Origin of the sequence: Pseudomonas khorasanensis, from assembly GCF_014268505.2 — a bacterium.
In the GTDB taxonomy this organism is placed as follows: domain Bacteria; phylum Pseudomonadota; class Gammaproteobacteria; order Pseudomonadales; family Pseudomonadaceae; genus Aquipseudomonas; species Aquipseudomonas khorasanensis.
The window spans coordinates 139582-159261 of sequence record NZ_JABWQP020000005.1; the positions used below are offsets into that span (position 1 = coordinate 139582).

Genomic DNA, 19680 nt, shown 5'->3' on the forward strand with positions numbered 1-19680 from the left:
CCTAATTCGTACGCGCTTCCGTCGGAACGCTTTTCGCCTCTTCTACCGGCAACTGCGGCGGCCGGCGCCACTGCGGCAGGCTGATCAGCAGCACGGCGCTAATGATCACCAGCATCGCCAGCGCCTCTTCGATACCAATGGTCTCGCCGACAAACACCACGCCGAGCAACACCGCCACCGCCGGATTGACGTAGGCATAACTGGTCGCCGCGGCTGGACGCACATGTTTGAGCAAATACATGTAGGCATTGAAAGCGATGATCGAGCCAAAGAAAATCAGATAGGCCAGCGCCAGCCAGCCCTCAAGCGGCGGCATGGCTTGCAGGTGCTCGCCGCTCACCGCGCTGCCGATCAGCAAGACGACGCCGCCAACGAGCATTTCCACGGCGCTGGCCATAGCCCCCGTCGGCAGAGGCAAATGCCTGCTCCACACGGAACCGAACGCCCAGCTCGCCGCCGCAAAAATCAGCAACGTCGCACCCAACGGACTCGATTGCAGGTTGGAGCCCATGTTGAGCATGGCGATGCCGACAATACCCAGCGCCACGCCAGCCCATTCGAGACGCGTATTGCGTGCGCCCCAAAAATAGCCGCAGAGCAACGTGAACAACGGCACCGTCGCCACCGCCAATGCCGCAACGCCCGAAGCCACACCGGTATGCTCGGCCACGCTGACCGCGCCATTACCGAAACTGAGCAGCAGAATCCCGATGATCCCCGCCGCTTTCCACTGCGCCCAGGTCGGCGCCGGAGCACCGCGCCAACGCAAAAAGGCATACATCAAACTGCCGGCAATCACGAAGCGCACCCCGGCCAGCAACAGCGGCGGCCAGTATTCGACGCCGATGCGGATGACCAGATAGGTCGATCCCCAAATCACATACAACGCGAAAAACGCGGCGATCAACGGCAGGGAAAAACGGCGCAAGGCAGGCATGGTCAGCTCGACAGTCAGATTCGGTGGACCGATTATTCTAGAAAGGCCCGCGCGCAATAGTAAGTTACAAAACCTGTTTATCGCGCCGGTACACTTTTACATCAAAGACATCCATCTTGGATCGTTCCCACGCTCCGCGTGGGAATGCCTCAACGGACGCTCTGCGTTCGGCTTTGAAAGGGACGCGGAGCGTCCTGGACTTCATTCCCACGCGGAGCGTGGGAACGATCAAAGTGCCGTGTTTTCCCTCGGATCAGCGATACCGCTGCAGATGCTCGCCCACTTTGGCGGCCGGGACTTTCTGCAATTTGCACAGCAAATCATGGTTCAACTCGCGCACCCCATGTTTGCCGCGCAACTCATCGGCCAGATGCGCCATCAGGTTCGCCGCCATTTCCGCATCCGCCATCGCCCTGTGAGCCTGGCCCGTATGCGGCAACTGCGCAAAAGAGGTGAGCGTGCCGAGCTTGTGATTCGGCGCCGCCGGCATCAATCGGCGAGCCAGCAGCAGTGAGCAGGCGAAGTTCTGCAGGCGCGTGCGTTTGATTCGGCCCAGCTCGAAATCCCAGAACTTCTGGTCGAACGAAGCGTTGTGCGCCAGCAGCGGCGTGCAGCCGACAAACTCGTTGACCTCTTCCATCACACGCTCGGCCGGTGGCGCGGTGCGCAGCATGGCGTTGCTGATGCCGGTCAGTTGCTCGATGAATGCCGGGACGCGTACACCAGCGTTCATCAGGCTCTGGTAACGCTCGACGATGCGGCCGTTTTCCAGCATGACCACGGCGATTTCCGTGGCGCGGCAGCTGCTGTTCGGCGAGAGGCCGGTGGTTTCAAAGTCAATGACTGCAATGCGTTCCAAACCGGGTTGTACTCCGTCCAAATCAATTCTTCAGCTCAGTTTTTCAACAGCAGCGCGCCTTCGATCGGCACGTAACGGCTGGCGGCGCGGATCAGCGAGTTGGCGGTCAGGCCAGGTACGCCGTAAGCCACCGCATGCACGCCGTGTTTGCTGATGATGCGTTCGAGCAGCATGTCGAAATCGCCATCACCGGAGGCCAGGACGATTTCATCGACGTGGTCGGCGGCGTCCATGATGTCGAGGGTGATACCTACGTCCCAGTCGCCCTTGGCCGAGCCGTCGCTGCGCTGGATGTAGGGCTTGAGCTTCACGGTGAAGCCGAGGTTGCGCAGGATCTGCTGGAACTGCTGCTGCTTGCTGTCGCCCCGATCGATCGCATAGGCATAGGCCTCGACAATCTGCCCGTCCTTGCTGATGTCCGCCCACAGTGCGGCATAGTTGAAGTGACAACCATAGGCTTGACGCACGGTGTAGTAGAGGTTCTGCACATCGGCGAACACTGCGATTTTTTTCACCGGAGTTCCTGTGAGCGCGCAAGCGCACGAAGCGGGATCAGGCGATCAGGCCTGAAAAAGGCGCTCAGTATGCCAGTAAACAGCGCTGTGGCGAGGGAGCTTGCTCCCGCTGGACTGCGCAGCAGGCCCTTCTTTTCAAAAGAAAGGGCCGCTACGCGCCCCGGCGGGAGCAAGCTCCCTCGCCACAACGGTCGATGCTGGCCGTTGGTCAGACGAAGGAATCGTCGTCATCGAAGAACGACGAGTTGTCGCTGCTGTAATCGGCGTCGCTGAAACCGCCCTGGTCATTGCCCGAGAAGCCGTTGTCCGCCACGCGCGGCTCATCGCCCCAACCGTTATTGCTCTGGTCAGCGACCTGGGCCGGCTCTTCCTTGATCACTTCGACGATCTCTTCCGGTTGCTGATTGTGATGGAACAGGCTGCTGATGCCTTGCGCCAGCATCACACCACCCGCCACGCCTGCAGCGGTTTTCAGCGCGCCGCTGAGGAAGCTGTTGCCCGCCGCCGGGACTGCCTGCTGCGCATAGTTGGGCGGCGCCCCGCCGAAATTCTGTTGCGGCGCTGGCGCGTTGAAGTTCTGCTGTGGCGCCGGCTCGCGCCAGCCACCCGTGGACGATGGCGCTGCGCTCTGACTCGCCGCCGGCCGCGAACCGCCACCCCCAAAAATGCTCGAAAGAAAACCACCGCCACCGCTCGAGGCAGGTGCTGCACCCTGAGCCCTGGCCGATTGCAGTTCGGCCTGCAGGCGCTGGATTTGTTGATTCAATTGCTTGTTCTGCTCATCGAGGCTCTTGAGCGCCGCTTCTTGCACCAGAATCGCCTGGGTCATGAAATAGCCTGCCGCCGGTTGGCGCGCCAGGTGTTCCTTGATCCGCGTCTCGGCCTGGGCGTCGCGCGGGGCTGCGTCCGCTTCGGCCTGCTGCAGCCGGGAAAACAGTCCATCGATCAGGGTTTGTTCTTCGCTGTTCATGGCGACCTCGCAGATTGCCGGTAATAAACGTTGCCCTCGCCCACGTCGGGCCAGGCGCCCTCCTGTAATGGAGACAGTTACAAAACGTTTCAATGACCTTTACCGAATGTTTACGTTTGCGTCGCCCCGCGTCTCATCGGTTAAAGTGAGCCACTGTTTTCGACCTGCGATACCGACTGATGAATGCCCTCGAAGTACTGCGCGACTCTTTGTATTTTTTCAAACGTCATCTGGGCAGCATCGTGCAGCTGTGTCTGCCGCTGGTGATTGTCGAAGCATTCCTGCAACAGGCGGTTGATCACGCCACCGGGCCGGAGACATTTTCGGGCGTCAGCATCATCGTGGGCCTGCTGGTGTATCCGTTGTATACCGCCGCCCTGATCCTGTTCCTCGACGCCCGCAGCCGTGGCGAATCACCGCGCAACCGCGACCTGCTGGCAATGGCCGCCACCCTGTGGCCGCGCTTTGCCGTGCTGACCGCGCTCAATACTTTGCTGATTCTGCTCGGCCTGTCGCTGTACTTCCTGCCGGGCCTGATGCTCATGGTCATGCTCGCCTTCGCCGAATATCTCCTGGTGCTGCGCGGCCTCGGGCCGTTGCAGGCGATGAAGGAAAGCCTGCGCCTGACGCGCGGACATTTCTGGCGGATCCTGCTGTGCATCCTCTGCGTGATGACGCCGCTGTGGCTGCTCAAAGGTGCGACGCTGGCGGTGTACCCGGAACCGCAAAATCCGCTGATTGCCGGGCTGATCGACAGCGCCCACAGCTTCCTGCAACTGTTCACCAGTGTGGTGCTGTTTCGCCTGTTCATGCTGATCAGCGACCTGCCTGACAAACGCGACGGAGCGGTCTGACCGCGCAACGCTTGGGCTCCACGGCTGCCGTCAGGTATGCTCGGGGCCACTTTCTGTAACGCTATAAGCCGAGCCATGACCCGTCTGCTGCGCTACACCCTGTTGCTCGTTGTGCTCGCCGTCGCCTTGCTCGGCGCGCTGCTGTTCAGTCTGACCTGGCGCCCCAACGTACGCGAAACCCTGCCCGTCAGTTGCAACGGCACGGCGCCGTCGCTGGTGCCCGGGCAAGCGCTGAAGGTCATGACCTGGAACGTGCAATTCCTCGCCGGCAAGCGTTACGTGTTCTGGAATGATCTGGCCCAGGGTGACGATGAAGCGCCGACCCTCGAAGACATGGCCTTCAGCCTCGATGAAGTGGCGCGAGTGATCCGCGACGAACAACCCGATGTGGTGCTGCTCCAGGAACTGGACGAAGGCGCCAAGGCGAGCGATTACCAGAACCAGCTCAAGCTGTTGCAGGAACGCGTTGCAGACCTGTACCCATGCAGCACCAGCGCCTTTGACTGGAAAGCCGATTTCGTCCCCGAGCCCCACATCTACGGCAGCGTCGGCCGTCAACTGGCCGCCCTGAGCCGCTATCGCATCGAACACGCCGAACGCCTGCAATTGCCGGTTGCCTCAAGCAACTTCATCACTCGTCAGTTTCAGCCCAAGGACGCTTTGCTCGCGGTCAAACTGCCGCTCAGCGATGGCGGGCAACTGACCGTGTTCAACACACATCTGCAGCGCGCCCGCCAGCCGGACGGCACCTCGCAGGCGCAAGTGGCAGCCGTGGCCAAAGTGCTCGACAAGTATGAAAGCCAAGGCCTGCCGTGGCTGATCGGTGGTGATTTCAACCTGCTGCCGCTCGGCCAATATCGACGCCTGCCTGCCGCTCAACGCACGCCCTACGCCGCCGACAGCGAGCTGCATCTGCTGTGGGACAAATATCCAATGATCCCGACCAACAACGAAGCCAGCGGCATCGACCGGGCAAAGTGGTTGACGCACTACCCCAACGACCCCGGCCTCAACGGCCCCGATCGCACGGTCGATTATCTGTTCTACAGCCCCAGGCTTAAACGCGTGGAAGCGCAGGTGCGACAGGACGATACGTTGCGAATCTCCGACCACTTGCCGGTGATTGCACGGTTCCTGCTGCCGGCTGCGCCCTAGCCGCTGACAGGAATCCTCCCCGATCGTCGGCGAATTCAAGGCATGGAAACGCATGAGAATCTTATTGGTATGCAAGGACATTGGTGGCTACGCCCGCAAACTCGCGGACCACTTGAGCATCGATCACGATGTCTGCTTTATCGATACAACCTCGCTGGCGAAGACCTTCGACCGCGCCCCCAGGTTTTTACGGCGCCGGCTCAACCGCTGGTCACAAACGCGTCAGTTCAGCAAGGCCGTGGCGGCAGGCGGGCGTTTTGACGTCGCATTGATTATCAACCCGGCGCAGATCGATCCCAAGCAACTGGCGGCAGGGCTAAACGCTTCGGCCCACAGGATTGCCTACCTCTACGACAGTTTCAGTCGGTGGCCGATGAGCCGCGAAGCGCTGGCCGTTTACGACGAGGTATTTTCCTTCGACCCGCAGAATGCCGAGCAATACGGCTTGAAAAAACTGCACAATTTCATTTACGACGCCCCCATCAAGAGTGACGATGCCGACAAATACTCCGCTTTCGCGGTGCTGGCCGGCAGGGATCGAGTACCCGCGCTTGAAGGTCTGGCGAAGGCCTTCGATCGACTCGGCGTCACCGATTACAAGTTCCTGGTGCAGTGCAAACCGATCCCCGGCACGCACCCTGGCATCACTTTCTTTGAGCAGAGGATGTCACTGGAGTCGGTCGGTGAACTGGTAAAACGCTCGCGCATCATTCTCGATATTTGCAAGCCCGGTCAGGCAGGTTTGAGCTTCCGTTTTTTTGAAGCCATGGCCGCGCGCAAGAAAGTCATCACTACCAATAAGCATGTGCTGGATTACGACTTTTACAACCCGGCGAACATACTGGTCATCGACGAGGCCGACCCGCAGATTCCGGCGTCGTTCATCGCCACGGCGTATGCCGACATTCCTGAGCAGATCTATCGCAAATACACATTGCAAGGCTGGGTCGAGACGGTTCTGCACGCCGGTAAGGGCCCGCCAGCTCAGAGCCCGGGCGAATGTAACCGGGGACATACCTGACGTTGAGGCACTTGCCGTGCAGGATTCGCCCGTCTTCCATCAGGAACTGGGCGATCTTCCTCTGTTGATTGATCTTCGCCTGTAATGCAATCGGAACTGTGCCCGACCTGTTGGTAATGCTCGGTGTACTCCATGCGGTTGCCGATATGGGCCATCGGATGGAGCGCCGCTGTTACTGCTCAAGTCCCTCGCGGCTTTGCCCGCGCGGTGGCTTCTGCGACCAGCGGATCATCCGGCCAGTAATGTTTCGGATAACGCCCCTTCAAATCCTTCTTCACCTCGGCATAGGTGCTGCGCCAGAAGTTCGCCAGATCCTGAGTGACCTGTACCGGGCGTCGCGCCGGTGACAGCAGGTGCAACTTGACCACTTGCCGTCCGCCGGCAATCCGTGGCGTATCCGCCAGGCCAAACAGCTCTTGCAGACGCACGGCAAGAATCGGCGGGTACTCGCTGTAATCCAGTCGAATCGATGAACCTGACGGCACGCTCAAATGATGCGGCGCCAGCTCATCAAGCTTTTGTGGCAACGGCCAGGGCAGGAGGTTGCGCACGATGCTCGACAGATCCAGATTGGCGAAATGGCTGAGCCGCGAGACCTTGCCCAGATACGGCATCAGCCAATCTTCCAGCGTATTCAACAAAGCCGCGTCACTGACATCCGGCCATTGGCTGTCGGTCTGAGAGCCCAGGTCAAGCTGACGCAACAGCGCCACTCGCGCCTGCCACTGGCGCAGTTCCGGCGTCCACGGCAGCAACTCCAGACCTTTGCGCCGCACCAGATTGACCAGCGCCTGACTGCGCGCATTTTCATCGAGACCGGTCAACGGTTCGCGGCTGAGAATAAGCTCGCCAACCTTGCGCTGACGCTCGGCCCGCAGCACGCCTTCGCGCTCGTCCCAGTCCAGTTGATCGATGGTTCGGACTTGTTCGGCGAGCACGGAATCGAACAGCGCCGGATCGAAATCAGCCGCCAGATAAATACGCTCTTCACGCTGGCCCTGACGACTGCCGAGATCGGCGACGACGATCCACGGCTGTTTCATCAGGCTGTCGGCTTCAGCAAACAACGCGGCACGACCGTTGGCCAGGCGATATTCAGCCCCACCGGTACGACGCTGCTGGGCGACGCGATCCGGATACGCCAGCGCCAGCAACGCGCCGAGCCAGCGCGGATGATCGGGATCGCTGACCGGCTCACTCGGTTTGCCGCGCAAGTGCCCACGATATTGCCGGGCCAATTGCCGGGCGCGTTGCACCCCGCCCTGCGCGCCACGACCGGCGCGCTCTTCGCCCGAAAGCAGCACCAGCCGGCTGTGCAGGTCCGCACCGGCGCCGCGCAGGATATCGCGCTCGCCAAGCAGCGCCGCGACATCACACGCCATGTTCGCCAGCCCCAGCGCCTGACCGCGTAACAGCAAATGCGCGATGCGCGGATGCGCCGGCAGTTCGGCCATGGCCTGGCCGTGGGTCGTCAGCGTTTCACCGTGCAAGGCGCCGAGTCGTTGCAGCAAATCCTGCGCCTGGGCATACGCGGCGGCTGGTGGCACGTCCAGCCAGACCAGTTCGGCCGGGGCCACGCCCCAACGGCCCAGTTGCAAAGCGAGGCTGGCCAGATCCGCCGAGAGAATTTCCGCGCTGCCATAAGCTGCCAGTTGTTCATGTTGATCCTGCGACCACAGGCGATAACACACGCCCGGTTCCAGTCGCCCGGCGCGGCCTGCACGCTGGGTGGCGCTGGCCCTGGAGATCCGTTGAGTATCGAGGCGGGTCATGCCGCTGCCCGGATCGAATCGCGGTACCCGCGCCAATCCGGCGTCGATCACCACGCGCACGCCGTTGATGGTCAGGCTGGTCTCGGCAATGTTGGTGGCAAGCACGACTTTACGTTGTCCGGCCGGCGCCGGGTCGATCGCCGCGCGCTGCGCATTGAGGTCTAGTTCGCCATGCAACGGGCACAGCAAGACGTCTGTACGCTCGCCGATGGCATCAGCCAGTTGCTGATGGACGCGACGGATTTCCGCCTGTCCCGGCAGGAACACCAACAGGCTGCCTGTCTCATCGTGCAGCGCTTCAAGGACGGTTTGCGCGACCCGTTGATCGATGTATTCGCCCGGCTGAAACGGCCGGCCCCAGCGCATCGTCACCGGGTACATGCGCCCTTCGCTGCGCAGGATCGGCGCATCATCGAGCAACCCGGCCAATCGTTCGCCTTCGAGCGTGGCCGACATCAGCAAAATCTTCAGCGGCTGTTCAGCGCGAAACAGCTCGCGACCGTTCAGACTCAGCGCCAACGCCAGATCGGCGTCGAGACTGCGTTCGTGAAATTCGTCGAAGATCAGCAGGCCCACGCCTTCGAGCGCCGGGTCGTCCTGCAGGCGCCGGGTGAGAATGCCTTCGGTGACCACTTCGATGCGCGTGGCGGGGCCGACCTTGCTGTCGAGGCGGATGCGATAACCGACGGTTTCACCGACCTGCTCGCCCAGTTCGCTGGCCAGACGCTCCGCTGCGGCCCGCGCCGCCAGACGACGCGGTTCGAGCATGACGATCGTCTGCCCCGCCAGCCAGGCTTCGTTGAGCAAGGCCAGCGGCACGCGGGTAGTTTTACCGGCGCCGGGCGGTGCTTCGAGTACGGCTTCGTGGCGTGACGCCAAGGCTTCACGCAGGGCAGGTAAAACATCGTCGATCGGCAAAGAAATCATGCTGGCTCCCCAGGGCGTGCCCACAATAAATTGCGAGTCGCGTTAAGGCTGTGAGCGTGCCAGGCAAGACGCGGGACGCAAGTAAGGGTCGTTTCCTTGCCAAGTCCCGCAACGCAGCATGGCGCGTTCACGGCTTTAGCCCGCAGGGCCGAACCCCGATAGAGTTCATAAGCCTTCACGCGGTGTCGATCTGGAGAAAACAACTTCAATCCTCAAGGTATTTCGGTAGGGGTGAGACGAGGCCGCAATTTACAGTGGGCACGCCCTGCCATCGCGAGTATAACGGCGAACTGCCGGGCGTTCGTCAGGGTCTTAACTTCACAAGACGAAGCTTCGTTATTTGATGACTCAGGAGACATTTTCCATGCGCTTACCTTCTCGTCTGATCGGCGGTGTTCTGGTCGCCACGCTGCTGACGCAAATCACCGCGTGCGGGTCGATTTTCTACCCGGACCGTCGCGGCCAGATCGACGGCAAGATTGACCCGGCGATTGCCGCGCTCGACGCCGTGGGCCTGCTGTTCTACATCATTCCCGGGCTGATCGCGTTTGCCGTCGACTTCGCCACCGGCGCGATCTATTTCGAACCGGGCCACACCGCGCAAGTTGACCCAGCAAAACTCAAGCAAGCCATCGGCCCGGATGGCCAGGTCGATAACCACAAGTTGCAGGCGATTCTGGAGAGCGAACTGGGCAAGGCTGCCGTTGAAATAAATAAGGCCCTGGATGATCCGCGTCTGATTCAGCACAAGGGCAGCGCGCAGCAACTGGCAATGTTCGGCCTGCAACCTGCCGCCTGACAAGGAAGCCCCATGACCTCCAGCCCCGAACACGCCCGCCTGCTGCGGCTGGCGACCCGCGCCTCGGTGGCGGTTGCGTGCACGCTGATCATCGCCAAGGCCATCGCCTGGTGGCTCAGCGGCTCGGTGAGCATGCTCGCCGGTCTCACCGATTCGGCGCTGGATGGCGTCACCTCAATGCTGAATCTGCTCGCCGTGCATTACGCGTTGCGCCCGGCGGACGACGATCACCGTTATGGCCACGGCAAAGCGGAATCGCTGGCGGGGATGGCGCAGGCGCTGTTCATCGGTGGCAGTGCAGTGTTGATCGCGTTCCAGGCCTATGCGCGTTTGCAGACGCCGGAACCGCTTGGCGCGCCATGGCTGAGCATCGGCGTCATCGTGTTTTCGCTGCTGCTGACGGCGGCGCTGCTCGTTTTGCAGCACCGGGTGGTCAGGCAGACAGGCTCCAACGCCGTGCGCGCCGATTCGCTGCATTACCGCTCGGACATGTTGCTCAACGGCAGCATTCTGATCGCGCTGGTGCTGGCCGGGTTAGGTTTTGAGCAACTGGATGCGTGGTTCGGCCTGGGGATTGCTGCGTATATTTTCTGGAGCGCGATCCAGATCGCCCGGGAAAGTTTTTCAGTATTGATGGACGAAGAGCTGCCGACCGACGTCAGCCAACACATGCTTGAACTGGCCTGCAGCGTGCCGGGCGTGTTGGGTGCGCATGACTTGCGCACGCGCATTTCCGGCAACCACTGGTTTGTGCAGTTGCACCTGGAACTGCCGGGCGAACTGACCCTGTCAGTCGCCCATGGCATCAGCGATCAAGCCGCGGCTGCGATTCACAAGGCCTATCCCAGGGCCGAAGTACTCGTGCACGCCGACCCACAGGAAGTGGTGCTGGCCGCTCGGGCTCAGTAGTTCACCTGATAACCACGACTGCTCAGGCAATTACCCTGGGCCTGACGGTAGGCCTGAACCACCTCGGGCGCCGGTTGATAGGTCGCGGTGCGCGGGTCGAAACCGCTTTGCTGCACCGCATACTGAGAGCACTGATAACCGTCCTGCTGCACCTGCTGCGGCGACTGGCCGTTGGCCGGATAAGCCTCGACGTCGTATCCGCCGGTTTGCGGTTGCGGCTGCTGCACCGGTGGCTCGACCACAATGTAATCCTGCGTGGCTTGCTGGTACGCATAGTAGGAACCGGCGGCGAGGAACAGCAGCGAACCACCCACCCACACTTCACGGGCGTACGCTGGCAAATACTGGATACGAATGCCCCGTGGCGGCTGCACGACGATGTAGCGCGGACCTTGCGGGCGATACCAGTAGCCGCCCGAATAAAAATAATCCTGACCGCGATACGGTACGCGATAGTCCCGATCCGGGAAGCGGTCGATCACCTGCCCCGGGCGATATTGCGGCCCAGGGCCCCATCCATTGCCGTGACCATCGGGACGCCCGGGCCAGCGGTTGTCATCGGGCCGATGTTGTGTCTGCCACTGTTGATTGTGGTACCCGTTCTGCGGACGCTCGTCGCGGTAGTAACCCTGACGCGGTTCCTCGGTCTGGCGCACGGCGTCGGGCCGCGGCTGGATCGGCAGGTTATTGGCCGGTTGATGTGACGGCTGACGCCCCGGCTCGGGTTCATAGGCAGGACGATTGCGGTTCTGCCACTGGCCATCGTTGTGCGGAGGCTGGCCGTTTTGCTCGAACTGGCGACTATTGTCGCCACGAATGATCTCATTGCTCTGCGGGCGCGGCTGATTATTGCCTTGATGCTCCGGCCCCCGTCCGCCGCCATCCGGGCCACGCCCCTCAGGCTCATCGGCAAGCGCTTGCGCACTGACACTCACACACAGCAAACCAACACCGGCCAGACGCCAGATGCGCGACTTCATGCTCTTCCTCACTGCGGGTTAGGGCGTACACATCAGACCGGGGACTTTCACACCGGGTTCTGCAACAGGTTATCAGTCGCGCAGCTTATTTATTGAGCGGCGCCACATGAAATTGCAGGCAAGAAAAAAGGGAGACCCGTCGGCCTCCCTTCTAGAGAACTTCGTCCTGGCTCGACGCTTTTGACGTCGGCTCACCTCACGCCGTCTTCTGGACAGTGTGCAGCTCGGGGGCCGGCACGTCCCCGGTGGAGGGCGGCGACCGCGGCGGGCCTGATTGGGCGGGCCGCTGTGGACTGTGTTACCGAGCAGTGATTCTGGTGATAAGAATAAGCCCGAGGGCGCGACAGAGGATTGCGAAGATTGCTGAAATAAACACCACTTGCGCAATTTTTAACCCTGGATAGATAATCCACCGCAATAGTTACAGCCACGGACGCACTGATGAGCAAACTTGACCGTTACGACCTGAGTATTTTGGCGGAACTGCAGCGCGACGCCCGCATCTCCAACCAGGAACTGGCCGAGCGCATCGGACTCTCTCCTTCGCCCTGCTCGCGCCGGGTCAAGCAGCTGGAAGACGACGGCTACATTTCGCGTCAGGTGGCCCTGTTGGATCGCAAGATGCTCGGCCTGAGCCTGACCGCTTACGTATTGATCGGCATGGACCGGCACACGCCGGAGCGGTTCGAGAATTTCGAGGCAGCGATCCGGACATTGCCGCAAGTGCTGGAGTGCAGCCTGGTGACCGGTGTTGATGCCGATTACCAGTTGAAGGTGGTAGTGCCGGACATGGATCACTATCAAAAGTTGCTGCTGGGGCATCTGACCCGAATTGAGGGGGTTACGAGTGTGCGGTCGAGTTTTGTGTTGAATCAGGTTTTGAACAGCACTGAATTGCCGTTGACTCATTTGCGTAGCTTAGCAAAAGCCCCTCACCCCAGCCCTCTCGCGGAGGGAGAGGGCGCCGACCGCAGGGTCAGGCGTTATACATCGACCTGAAAGCCCGAGTCGATTGTGGGTTCGCAACAGCTGGAACAGGTCGGCATAGCTCATCAGCATCCCCCGATCGGTCCCCTCTCCCTCTGGGAGAGGGTTAGGGTGAGGGCAACCGTTCCGAATCAGACCCACATCAATGCCACCCCTCCGACCATGGCGTATACTCGCCGCCGCCCTTTCAGCCCTGTCCGCGCCGGAGAACGCCAATGGATCCAGCACTGTTCGAAGAGTGGATGATGACCGGTCTGGTCAGCATCCTGATCATTTTCATGGGTTTCATCGTCTGGGATCTGGCGAAGAAATCCAAGGCAGGACGCTTCGGCTCGTTCATTCTGTTTTTCGTACTGGGCCTGGGCGTCGCCGCGTTCATCATCAAGAGCGTGGTGATCGGCCTGATCGAATCCGGCAAGCTATAGACGCGCCGGCACTTCCTTCCACTGGCCCTGATCGAGCCCTTCGATCGTCCAGTCGCCAATCCTGACCCGTACCAGACGCAACGTTGGCAGCCCTACCGCCGCTGTCATGCGCCGCACCTGGCGGTTGCGTCCCTCGCGAATCACCAGTTCAAGCCAGCTCGTCGGTACGGTCACGCGAAAGCGCACCGGCGGATTACGCGGCCATAGCTCAGGCTCATCGAGCTGCCGCGCTTCGGCGGGCAAGGTCATGCCGTCATTGAGTTCGACGCCATCGCGCAGACGCTGCAACTGTTCGGGCGTCGGTTCGCCCTCGACCTGCACCCAATAGGTCTTCGCCAGTTTGTGTTTCGGGTCCGCGATACGCGCCTGCAACTGCCCGTCGTTGGTCAGCAGCAGCAACCCTTCGCTGTCGCGATCCAGACGTCCGGCCGGGTAGATACCGGGCACATCGATGTAATCCTTGAGCGTCGCCCGCCCCTCGCCGTCGCTGAATTGCGTCAGCACATCGAATGGTTTGTTGAACAGGATCAGCTTCGGCTCGGCCGGCGGCGCCTTGGCGACACGGCGTGGCGCAGAAGACTGTGGTTTCGCGCCGGGGCGGCGGGCAGGAGGACGCGGAGGACGGGACATGGGCAAAACAACATCTGGCGATCTGGGCTGTTAATGCTAGTGCCCCGACCGCCAAATGACCACGACTAACCGTTAACGGAACGGCGGCTCGTCGAAGCTGCGCAGTTTGCGCGAGTGCAGCGAGTTGAGTTCGGTGCGCAGCAGATCCACCGCTTCTATGCCGATCTTCAAGTGCTGGCTGACCGCACGCTCGTAGAAGGCGTTGGCCGAACCCGGCAGTTTGATCTCACTGTGCAGCGGCTTGTCCGAGACACAAAGCAACGTGCCGTACGGCACCCGCAAGCGATAACCTTGAGCGGCAATGGTGCCGCTTTCCATGTCCACCGCCACCGCGCGGGACAGGTTGATCAGCGGACGCTCCTGGGCCCAGCGCAGTTCCCAGTTGCGGTCGTCGTAGGTCAGCACGGTGCCGGTGCGCAAACGCTTTTTCAGGTCGTCGCCCTTCTCGCCGGTGACATTTGCCGCCGCCTGCTGAAGAGCAAGCTGCACCTCGGCCAGGGCCGGGATCGGGATGTTCGGCGGCACCACGCGATCGAGAATCCCGTCGCGGCGCATGTAGGCGTGGGCCAGCACATAGTCGCCGATGGTCTGCGACTGACGCAGGCCGCCGCAGTGGCCGATCATCAGCCAGCAATGCGGACGCAGCACGGCCAGGTGGTCGGTGATGTTCTTGGCGTTGGACGGGCCGACACCGATATTCACCAGCGTCACACCATGGCCATCGCTGGCGATCAGGTGATAGGCCGGCATCTGGTAACGGTGCCAGACCACACCCGCCGCAATCGCCGACGCCTCACCGTGGTCCATGCTCTTCTCGATGATCACATTGCCCGGCAGCACCATGCGCACAAAACGCGGGTCGCGGCGCAGTTGCTCCAGACCGTGCACGATGAACTGGTCGACATAGCGGTGATAATTGGTCAGCAGAATCCACGGCTGCACATGGCGCCAGTCGCTGCCGGTGTAGTGCACCAGCCGGCGCAGGGAGAAGTCCACGCGCGCGGCGTCGAACAGCGCCAGTGGCAGCGGATCGGTGTTTTCCCAGTCGTAGAGGCCGTCGGCGATGCCATCAGTGGCGGCAGACAGGTCGGTGCTCGGAAAAACCCGCGCCAGCACTGCAGCGGTCACACCGGAACCGGCCAGTTCATCGCCCTGCTCGACCACGTATGGGTACGGAATATTCTGCTGGCTGACGCCCACTTCGACGGTCACGGTGAAATCGTGCATCAACGGCACAAGCTGTTCGAGCAGGTATTTGCGAAACGCCGCCGGGTGAGTGACGGTGACGCTGTAAGTGCCCGGCAATTGCACCTTGGCGTAGGCCCGAGTGGTTTGCGGCACTTCGCCCTGGCAGTGATAGGTCAGACGCAGTTCGGGATAACGAAACAGGGCACGCTGTTCGGCGTCGGGCTCGACGCGATCTTTGAGGTAACGCTTGAGCGCCGAGTTCAGCGCGGTGGTGGCTCGCTCATGCAACTCGGCCAGACGATCCACGGCTTGTTCGGCGGTTTGAACGACAATAAACGCTTCGGTCACGATCAGCTTCCTGTGTTCTGACTTGCAGAGCTTCATCTTGCCTGCATCGTGGTCTCACGGGAACAGTGGCATGTTGGCAACCGAACAATATGTCGGCCACCAACGGTCCTACAGGGGATTTGTGTGAGGTCAGAAGCCTTGTGGGGTTGAGCGGGTGACGATGGCTTCGACATCCAGCCCGCGCGGCAACGCGCCGTACACGCGGCCGCCACCACTCAGACGGCTGGCGATAAAGGCATCGCTGATCGCTGAGTTCCCGGCTTCCAGCAGCAGCTTCGCCTGCAAACCGAGGGCGATGTCTTCGGTGAGTTGCCGCGCGCGATACTGAATGTCGCTCGTATCCTTGAACTGCGCCTGCAACTGCTGAATATGCGCTGCCAGACGCTTGTCGCCATGGCCGTCGCCCAACTCGCTAAAGAGCACATCCAGCACGCCCGGCTCTTTGGACAGTGCCCGCAACACGTCCAGACATTGCACATTACCCGAGCCTTCCCATGTCGAGTTAACCGGCGCTTCGCGGTACAGGCGCGGCAGAATGCTGTCTTCCACGTAGCCCGCGCCGCCCATGCATTCGGCGGCTTCGTTGATCATTCCCGGCGCACGCTTGCAGATCCAGTACTTGCCCACCGCCGTTACCAGTCGCGCGAACTGCGCTTCGTGGCGATCATCAAGGTGATCCAGCGCTTTGCCCATGCGCAGGCTCAGGGCCAGGGCCGCTTCGCTTTCGAGGGCCAGATCCGCCAGCACGTTTTGCATCAAGGGCTGCTCGCTGAGCAGCTTGCCGCCGACCTTACGATGCGCGCAGTGGTGGCTGGCCTGGGTCAGCGCCTGACGCATCAGTGAACTGGAACCTACCATGCAATCGAAGCGGGTCATCGCCACCATTTCAATAATGGTCGGTACGCCGCGCCCTTCCTCGCCGACCATCCACGCCAGCGCGCCACGAAACTCCACTTCACTGGAGGCGTTGGACTGGTTGCCGAGTTTGTTTTTCAGGCGCTGGATGTAGAACTGATTGCGCGTGTCGTCGGGTCGGTGACGCGGCAGCAGAAAACAGCTCAAGCCCTTGTCAGTCTGCGCCAGCGTCAGAAAGGCATCGCACATCGGCGCCGAGCAGAACCACTTGTGCCCGACCAGCTCATAAGCCTGACCCGCTCCGCTGGCGCCAACCGGATAGGCCTTGGTGGTATTGGCACGAACATCGGTGCCGCCCTGTTTCTCGGTCATGGCCATGCCGATGGTCACCCCGGCCTTGTGCGCCATGCCGACGTTACGCGGGTCGTATTGCGTGGCGAGGACTTTGGGCAGCCACTGCTCGGCCAGATTCGGCTGCAAACGCAGCGCCGGCACGCTGGCGAACGTCATGGTCAGCGGGCAACCGCTGCCGGCCTCGGCCTGGCTGTGCAAATACGTCATCGAAGCGCGGGCGACGTGGGCGCCCTCTTGTGGGTGCGCCCACGGCAGGGAAGTCAGGCCATGCTCGATCGCTGTGCGCATCAGTTCGTGATAAGCAGGATGAAATTCCACCAGATCAATGCGATGACCGTAGCGATCATGGCTGGCAAAAACAGGTTTGTTCTGGTTGGCAAGAAACCCCGCCTCCATCAGCGGCCCGCCCGCCAGCGCCCCATAGGCATCAATCCGCGATTCTGCCCAGCCGGCGCCAAATCGGCGCGACCACTCCTGCAACGGCAGGTCGATACGGTACAGGTTGGTGCCGTCCAGAGACGGCGGCTGATTGGTGACTTCGTGCGTTTCGGCGAACTGATGCAGGTTCATGACGGGGCTCCTTGTTCAGCAATGGCACCAGTTAAGCACTGGTGCTTTTTTGAACAAAGTGTCATACGCGCCGTTTTTGCGGCGCTTTTACCGTATCAGCAGCTGAGGACCCGGCGCTGTAGCGCGGCTTGCAGATCCTCGAATTTTACCGGTTTGTGCAGATAGTCGATGGCGGCGCCCGGGGCGCAGGGTTCGCGGTCTGCCGTCACCGCCAACATGAACACCGGCAAGTGCGCGCAGCCCGGCAAGGCCTGGATCTGGCAGCACAACGACGCGCCTTCGTGACGGGGCAACTGGCAATCGATCAGCACGGCGTCGAAAGTCTCCCGCTGCAAGCATTCCAGCGCGGCGGCACCACTGTCAGCGGTACGCACGCGGAAACCGAGTTTGAGCAACATGCCGCGCATCACCAACTGGTTGACGTTGTTGTCGTCCACCAACAGTACTGTGCAGTCCTGCGGCGAACGGATGCAATCGCGGGCCGGCTGTGTAGCGGGCAACGCTTCGATCGCCGGCAGTTCGAATTCGACATCCAGCTGAAAGCGACTGCCGCGTCCGGGTTCGGAACGGTGGGTGAGTTTGCCGCCAAGCAGTTCCACCAGCTGTCGGCAGATCGCCAGGCCGACGCCCAGCCCCCCGTATTCGCGGGTCATCGAACCGTCGAGCTGGAAGAAGCGCTGATAAAGGTTGGCCTCGCCCAGATCGGTGAAACCGATGCCGGTGTCGATCACCGCAAACGAGAGCGCCAGGCGATTATCCGTCGACGGCCTGCCCGTGACCCGCAACGCCAGCCCCCCGACGCGGGTGAACTTGATCGCGTTGTCCAGCAGGCACTCCAGACATTGCGTCAGTTTCGCACTGTCGCCGAGCAGGCGATCCGGCAGAGTCGGCAGTACTTCGACCTTGAAGTCCAGGGACTTGCTCGCCGCGTTACCGTCGAACTGCACACGCAACGCCTCGACCACACCGCGCAGGCTGAACGTGCCCGGCGTCGCCTTGAGCTTGCCGGCCTGCAATTCGGTGAGGGTGAGAATGCCGTTGACCATGCGCATCATGTCGCGGGCGGAACCGGCGGCGGTCTGCTGATACTGCTCAAGCTCCGGATCGAGCTCGACGGTCTGCATCAACTCCAGCGAACCGATCACCCCGTTCATCGGCGTGCGCAGTTCGTGGGTCAGCGTGGCGAGGAATTCATCCTTGAGCTTGTTGCTGTGGGCCAGCTGCTGATTGAGCACTTCGAGTTTTTGCCCGGCGTCATATAGCGTCTGCGCCTGTTGTTCGCGCATGGCATTGATGCGGTCGGCCAGCGCTAGTGAAAGCAATGCCACCTCGATGGCCGAGCCGATCTGGCTGGCGTACATGGTCAGGAACACGTTGGGCAGCAAGCCCAGCACCATCAGCGTGTTGACGATGCCGCCCAGCAGGAATGCCGACCAGGCGATGATGAAATAACGCGCCACGCGCAAACCGCGCCACCAGGCCAGGATCCCGGCGGCGAAAATCACCACAGTGAACGTCAGCGCCAGTGTGGTCGCCAGACGCAGGGCCAGGGCGTAACTGGTCATCAACGACAGCCCGATCACCAGCGCACTGAACGCGATCAAGGCCATCAGCAAGCGATCGAGCCAGAGGCTGTGGGTTTTGGTCTGCAGGAAACTGCGGGCGAACTGGCTGCCGAACAGACCCGCGCAACCAATGAAAAACGGCGTCGCGGCGTTGGCCCACCATGGATTGTCCGGCCAGAAATACTCGACCGCCGCGCCGTTCACCGACAATTGATAGAGGCCGAACGAGCCGATATAGAAGATGTAATAAAGGTAGCTGGTGTCGCGCACGCTCAGGTAGATGAACAGGTTGTAGACCAGCATCCCCAGCAGAACGCCATAAATGATGCCGAGCACATACAACCGCACCGGTTGATCTTCGAGGTAGGCGGTGCTCGACCACAACGTCACCGGCGCCTGAATCGAACCCTGGCTGGCCAGTCGCAGGTACAGGGTTTGTTGCTGATCCGCTTTGAAGGGCAGGTCGAACAGATAGTTGTTCTGGCGGATCTCGCGGCTGGCGAAAGGCAAGGCATCGCCGGTCTGGCGCACCCGTCGATATTCCCCGCTGGCGTCTGGCAGATACAGGTCGAGATGATCAAGCGGCGGATACGCCAGTTCCAACAGCCAGGTGCGCTGGGCCGTCGGATTGCTCGGGCGATAATGCAGGTCGATCTTCAGCCAGAACGCCGAGCGCGAATAACCGGCATTGAGTGTGGCTCTGTCGTGGGCCTTGAACTGTCCGGCGGCGGCTTGCGCGCGAACATCGGTAATGCTCGCCTGACCGCTCGGGTCTTCGAACACTTGCAGCGATCGGCCCAGCGGGAGGCCCTGGGTGAATTCGTCGAACTCGACGGCGCTCGCCATAAGGGGCAAGCAGAACAGCAACATCAGCAAATAGCGCATTGAAGCCCCAGCGTGGCTCGTCCGGTTGTGTCAGGAAGCCCCCCATTCCCTTTGAGTAGACGTAAAACCGGTATTACCTGTTATTGGTTTGGATCCAGCGTAGCATAGCGGTTGATGGCCATTGAGCACCATGGAAATTTTTCCTACAACGGCTCTAGAACAGGCGTTTCAGGGC

Annotated in this window: 16 protein-coding genes and 1 pseudogene; 7 read left to right on the plus strand and 10 right to left on the minus strand. The window is 61.3% G+C overall.

What is annotated here, in order from left to right:
- Position 1 precedes the first annotated feature (1 nt).
- The 4 genes from yedA to HU727_RS13895 all read right to left on the minus strand — a co-directional run bounded on the left by yedA (position 2) and on the right by HU727_RS13895 (position 3281).
- A complete protein-coding gene (yedA, locus tag HU727_RS13880; protein ID WP_186532400.1) occupies positions 2-937 on the minus strand; it encodes a drug/metabolite exporter YedA in 936 nt (311 codons plus the stop codon).
- 253 nt (positions 938-1190) lie between these two features.
- A complete protein-coding gene (locus HU727_RS13885) occupies positions 1191-1796 on the minus strand; it encodes a 3'-5' exonuclease (protein ID WP_186532399.1) in 606 nt (201 codons plus the stop codon).
- Positions 1797-1831: 35 nt separating this feature from the next.
- Positions 1832-2311 (minus strand): LabA-like NYN domain-containing protein, encoded by a 480-nt coding sequence (locus HU727_RS13890; protein ID WP_186532398.1) that lies wholly within the window; start codon positions 2309-2311, stop codon positions 1832-1834.
- A 208-nt stretch (positions 2312-2519) separates the two neighbouring features.
- Complete coding sequence (locus HU727_RS13895; RefSeq protein WP_186532397.1) at positions 2520-3281, minus strand: DUF2076 domain-containing protein; 762 nt, start codon at positions 3279-3281, stop codon at positions 2520-2522.
- 179 nt (positions 3282-3460) lie between these two features.
- Here HU727_RS13895 and HU727_RS13900 point away from each other — a divergent pair, with 179 nt between their 5' ends.
- From HU727_RS13900 to HU727_RS13910, 3 genes are all read left to right on the plus strand, one after another.
- Positions 3461-4135: a YciC family protein gene (locus tag HU727_RS13900; RefSeq protein WP_186532396.1), complete on the plus strand. Its 675-nt coding sequence runs from the start codon at positions 3461-3463 to the stop codon at positions 4133-4135.
- Positions 4136-4210: 75 nt separating this feature from the next.
- Positions 4211-5290: an endonuclease/exonuclease/phosphatase family protein gene (locus tag HU727_RS13905; protein ID WP_186532395.1), complete on the plus strand. Its 1080-nt coding sequence runs from the start codon at positions 4211-4213 to the stop codon at positions 5288-5290.
- A 52-nt stretch (positions 5291-5342) separates the two neighbouring features.
- Entirely contained in the window at positions 5343-6311 is a 969-nt protein-coding gene (locus tag HU727_RS13910; protein ID WP_225919836.1) for a WaaS/CpsH family glycosyltransferase, read from the plus strand.
- 179 nt (positions 6312-6490) lie between these two features.
- Here the strand turns inward: HU727_RS13910 and hrpB are convergent, their stop codons facing one another.
- Complete coding sequence (hrpB, locus tag HU727_RS13915) at positions 6491-9010, minus strand: ATP-dependent helicase HrpB (protein ID WP_186532394.1); 2520 nt, start codon at positions 9008-9010, stop codon at positions 6491-6493.
- A gap of 364 nt (positions 9011-9374) precedes the next feature.
- Here hrpB and pmcY point away from each other — a divergent pair, with 364 nt between their 5' ends.
- Both pmcY and HU727_RS13925 read left to right on the plus strand, forming a co-directional pair.
- The gene (pmcY, locus tag HU727_RS13920) at positions 9375-9809 is read left to right on the plus strand and encodes a periplasmic Zn2+ metallochaperone PmcY (RefSeq protein ID WP_186532393.1); all 435 of its coding nucleotides are present in this window, start codon (positions 9375-9377) and stop codon (positions 9807-9809) included.
- Positions 9810-9821: 12 nt separating this feature from the next.
- Positions 9822-10718, plus strand: coding sequence for a cation diffusion facilitator family transporter (locus tag HU727_RS13925; RefSeq protein WP_186532392.1), 897 nt, complete (start codon positions 9822-9824; stop codon positions 10716-10718).
- On the opposite strand, the gene HU727_RS13930 is transcribed toward HU727_RS13925, so the two are convergent.
- Complete coding sequence (locus tag HU727_RS13930) at positions 10712-11698, minus strand: DUF6515 family protein (protein WP_186532391.1); 987 nt, start codon at positions 11696-11698, stop codon at positions 10712-10714. The genes HU727_RS13925 and HU727_RS13930 overlap by 7 nt on opposite strands.
- Positions 11699-12139: 441 nt before the next feature.
- Between HU727_RS13930 and HU727_RS13935 the strand changes: the two are divergent.
- Together HU727_RS13935 and HU727_RS13940 are read left to right on the plus strand one after the other, a co-directional pair.
- Positions 12140-12616, plus strand: a pseudogene (locus HU727_RS13935) (Lrp/AsnC family transcriptional regulator); the annotation flags it as partial.
- 284 nt (positions 12617-12900) lie between these two features.
- Positions 12901-13110 carry a DUF2788 domain-containing protein gene (locus tag HU727_RS13940; RefSeq protein WP_186532390.1) on the plus strand — a complete coding sequence of 70 codons (210 nt, stop codon included), beginning with the start codon at positions 12901-12903 and terminating at the stop codon, positions 13108-13110.
- On the opposite strand, the gene HU727_RS13945 is transcribed toward HU727_RS13940, so the two are convergent.
- From HU727_RS13945 to HU727_RS13960, 4 genes are all read right to left on the minus strand, one after another.
- Entirely contained in the window at positions 13105-13740 is a 636-nt protein-coding gene (locus tag HU727_RS13945; protein ID WP_225919837.1) for a pseudouridine synthase, read from the minus strand. The genes HU727_RS13940 and HU727_RS13945 overlap by 6 nt on opposite strands.
- A gap of 72 nt (positions 13741-13812) precedes the next feature.
- Positions 13813-15312: an AMP nucleosidase gene (gene amn / locus HU727_RS13950; RefSeq protein WP_186532389.1), complete on the minus strand. Its 1500-nt coding sequence runs from the start codon at positions 15310-15312 to the stop codon at positions 13813-13815.
- A gap of 93 nt (positions 15313-15405) precedes the next feature.
- Positions 15406-17055 (minus strand): acyl-CoA dehydrogenase family protein, encoded by a 1650-nt coding sequence (locus HU727_RS13955; RefSeq protein ID WP_186532388.1) that lies wholly within the window; start codon positions 17053-17055, stop codon positions 15406-15408.
- Between the two features lie 95 nt (positions 17056-17150).
- Positions 17151-19505: a hybrid sensor histidine kinase/response regulator gene (locus HU727_RS13960; protein WP_186532387.1), complete on the minus strand. Its 2355-nt coding sequence runs from the start codon at positions 19503-19505 to the stop codon at positions 17151-17153.
- Positions 19506-19680 lie beyond the last annotated feature (175 nt).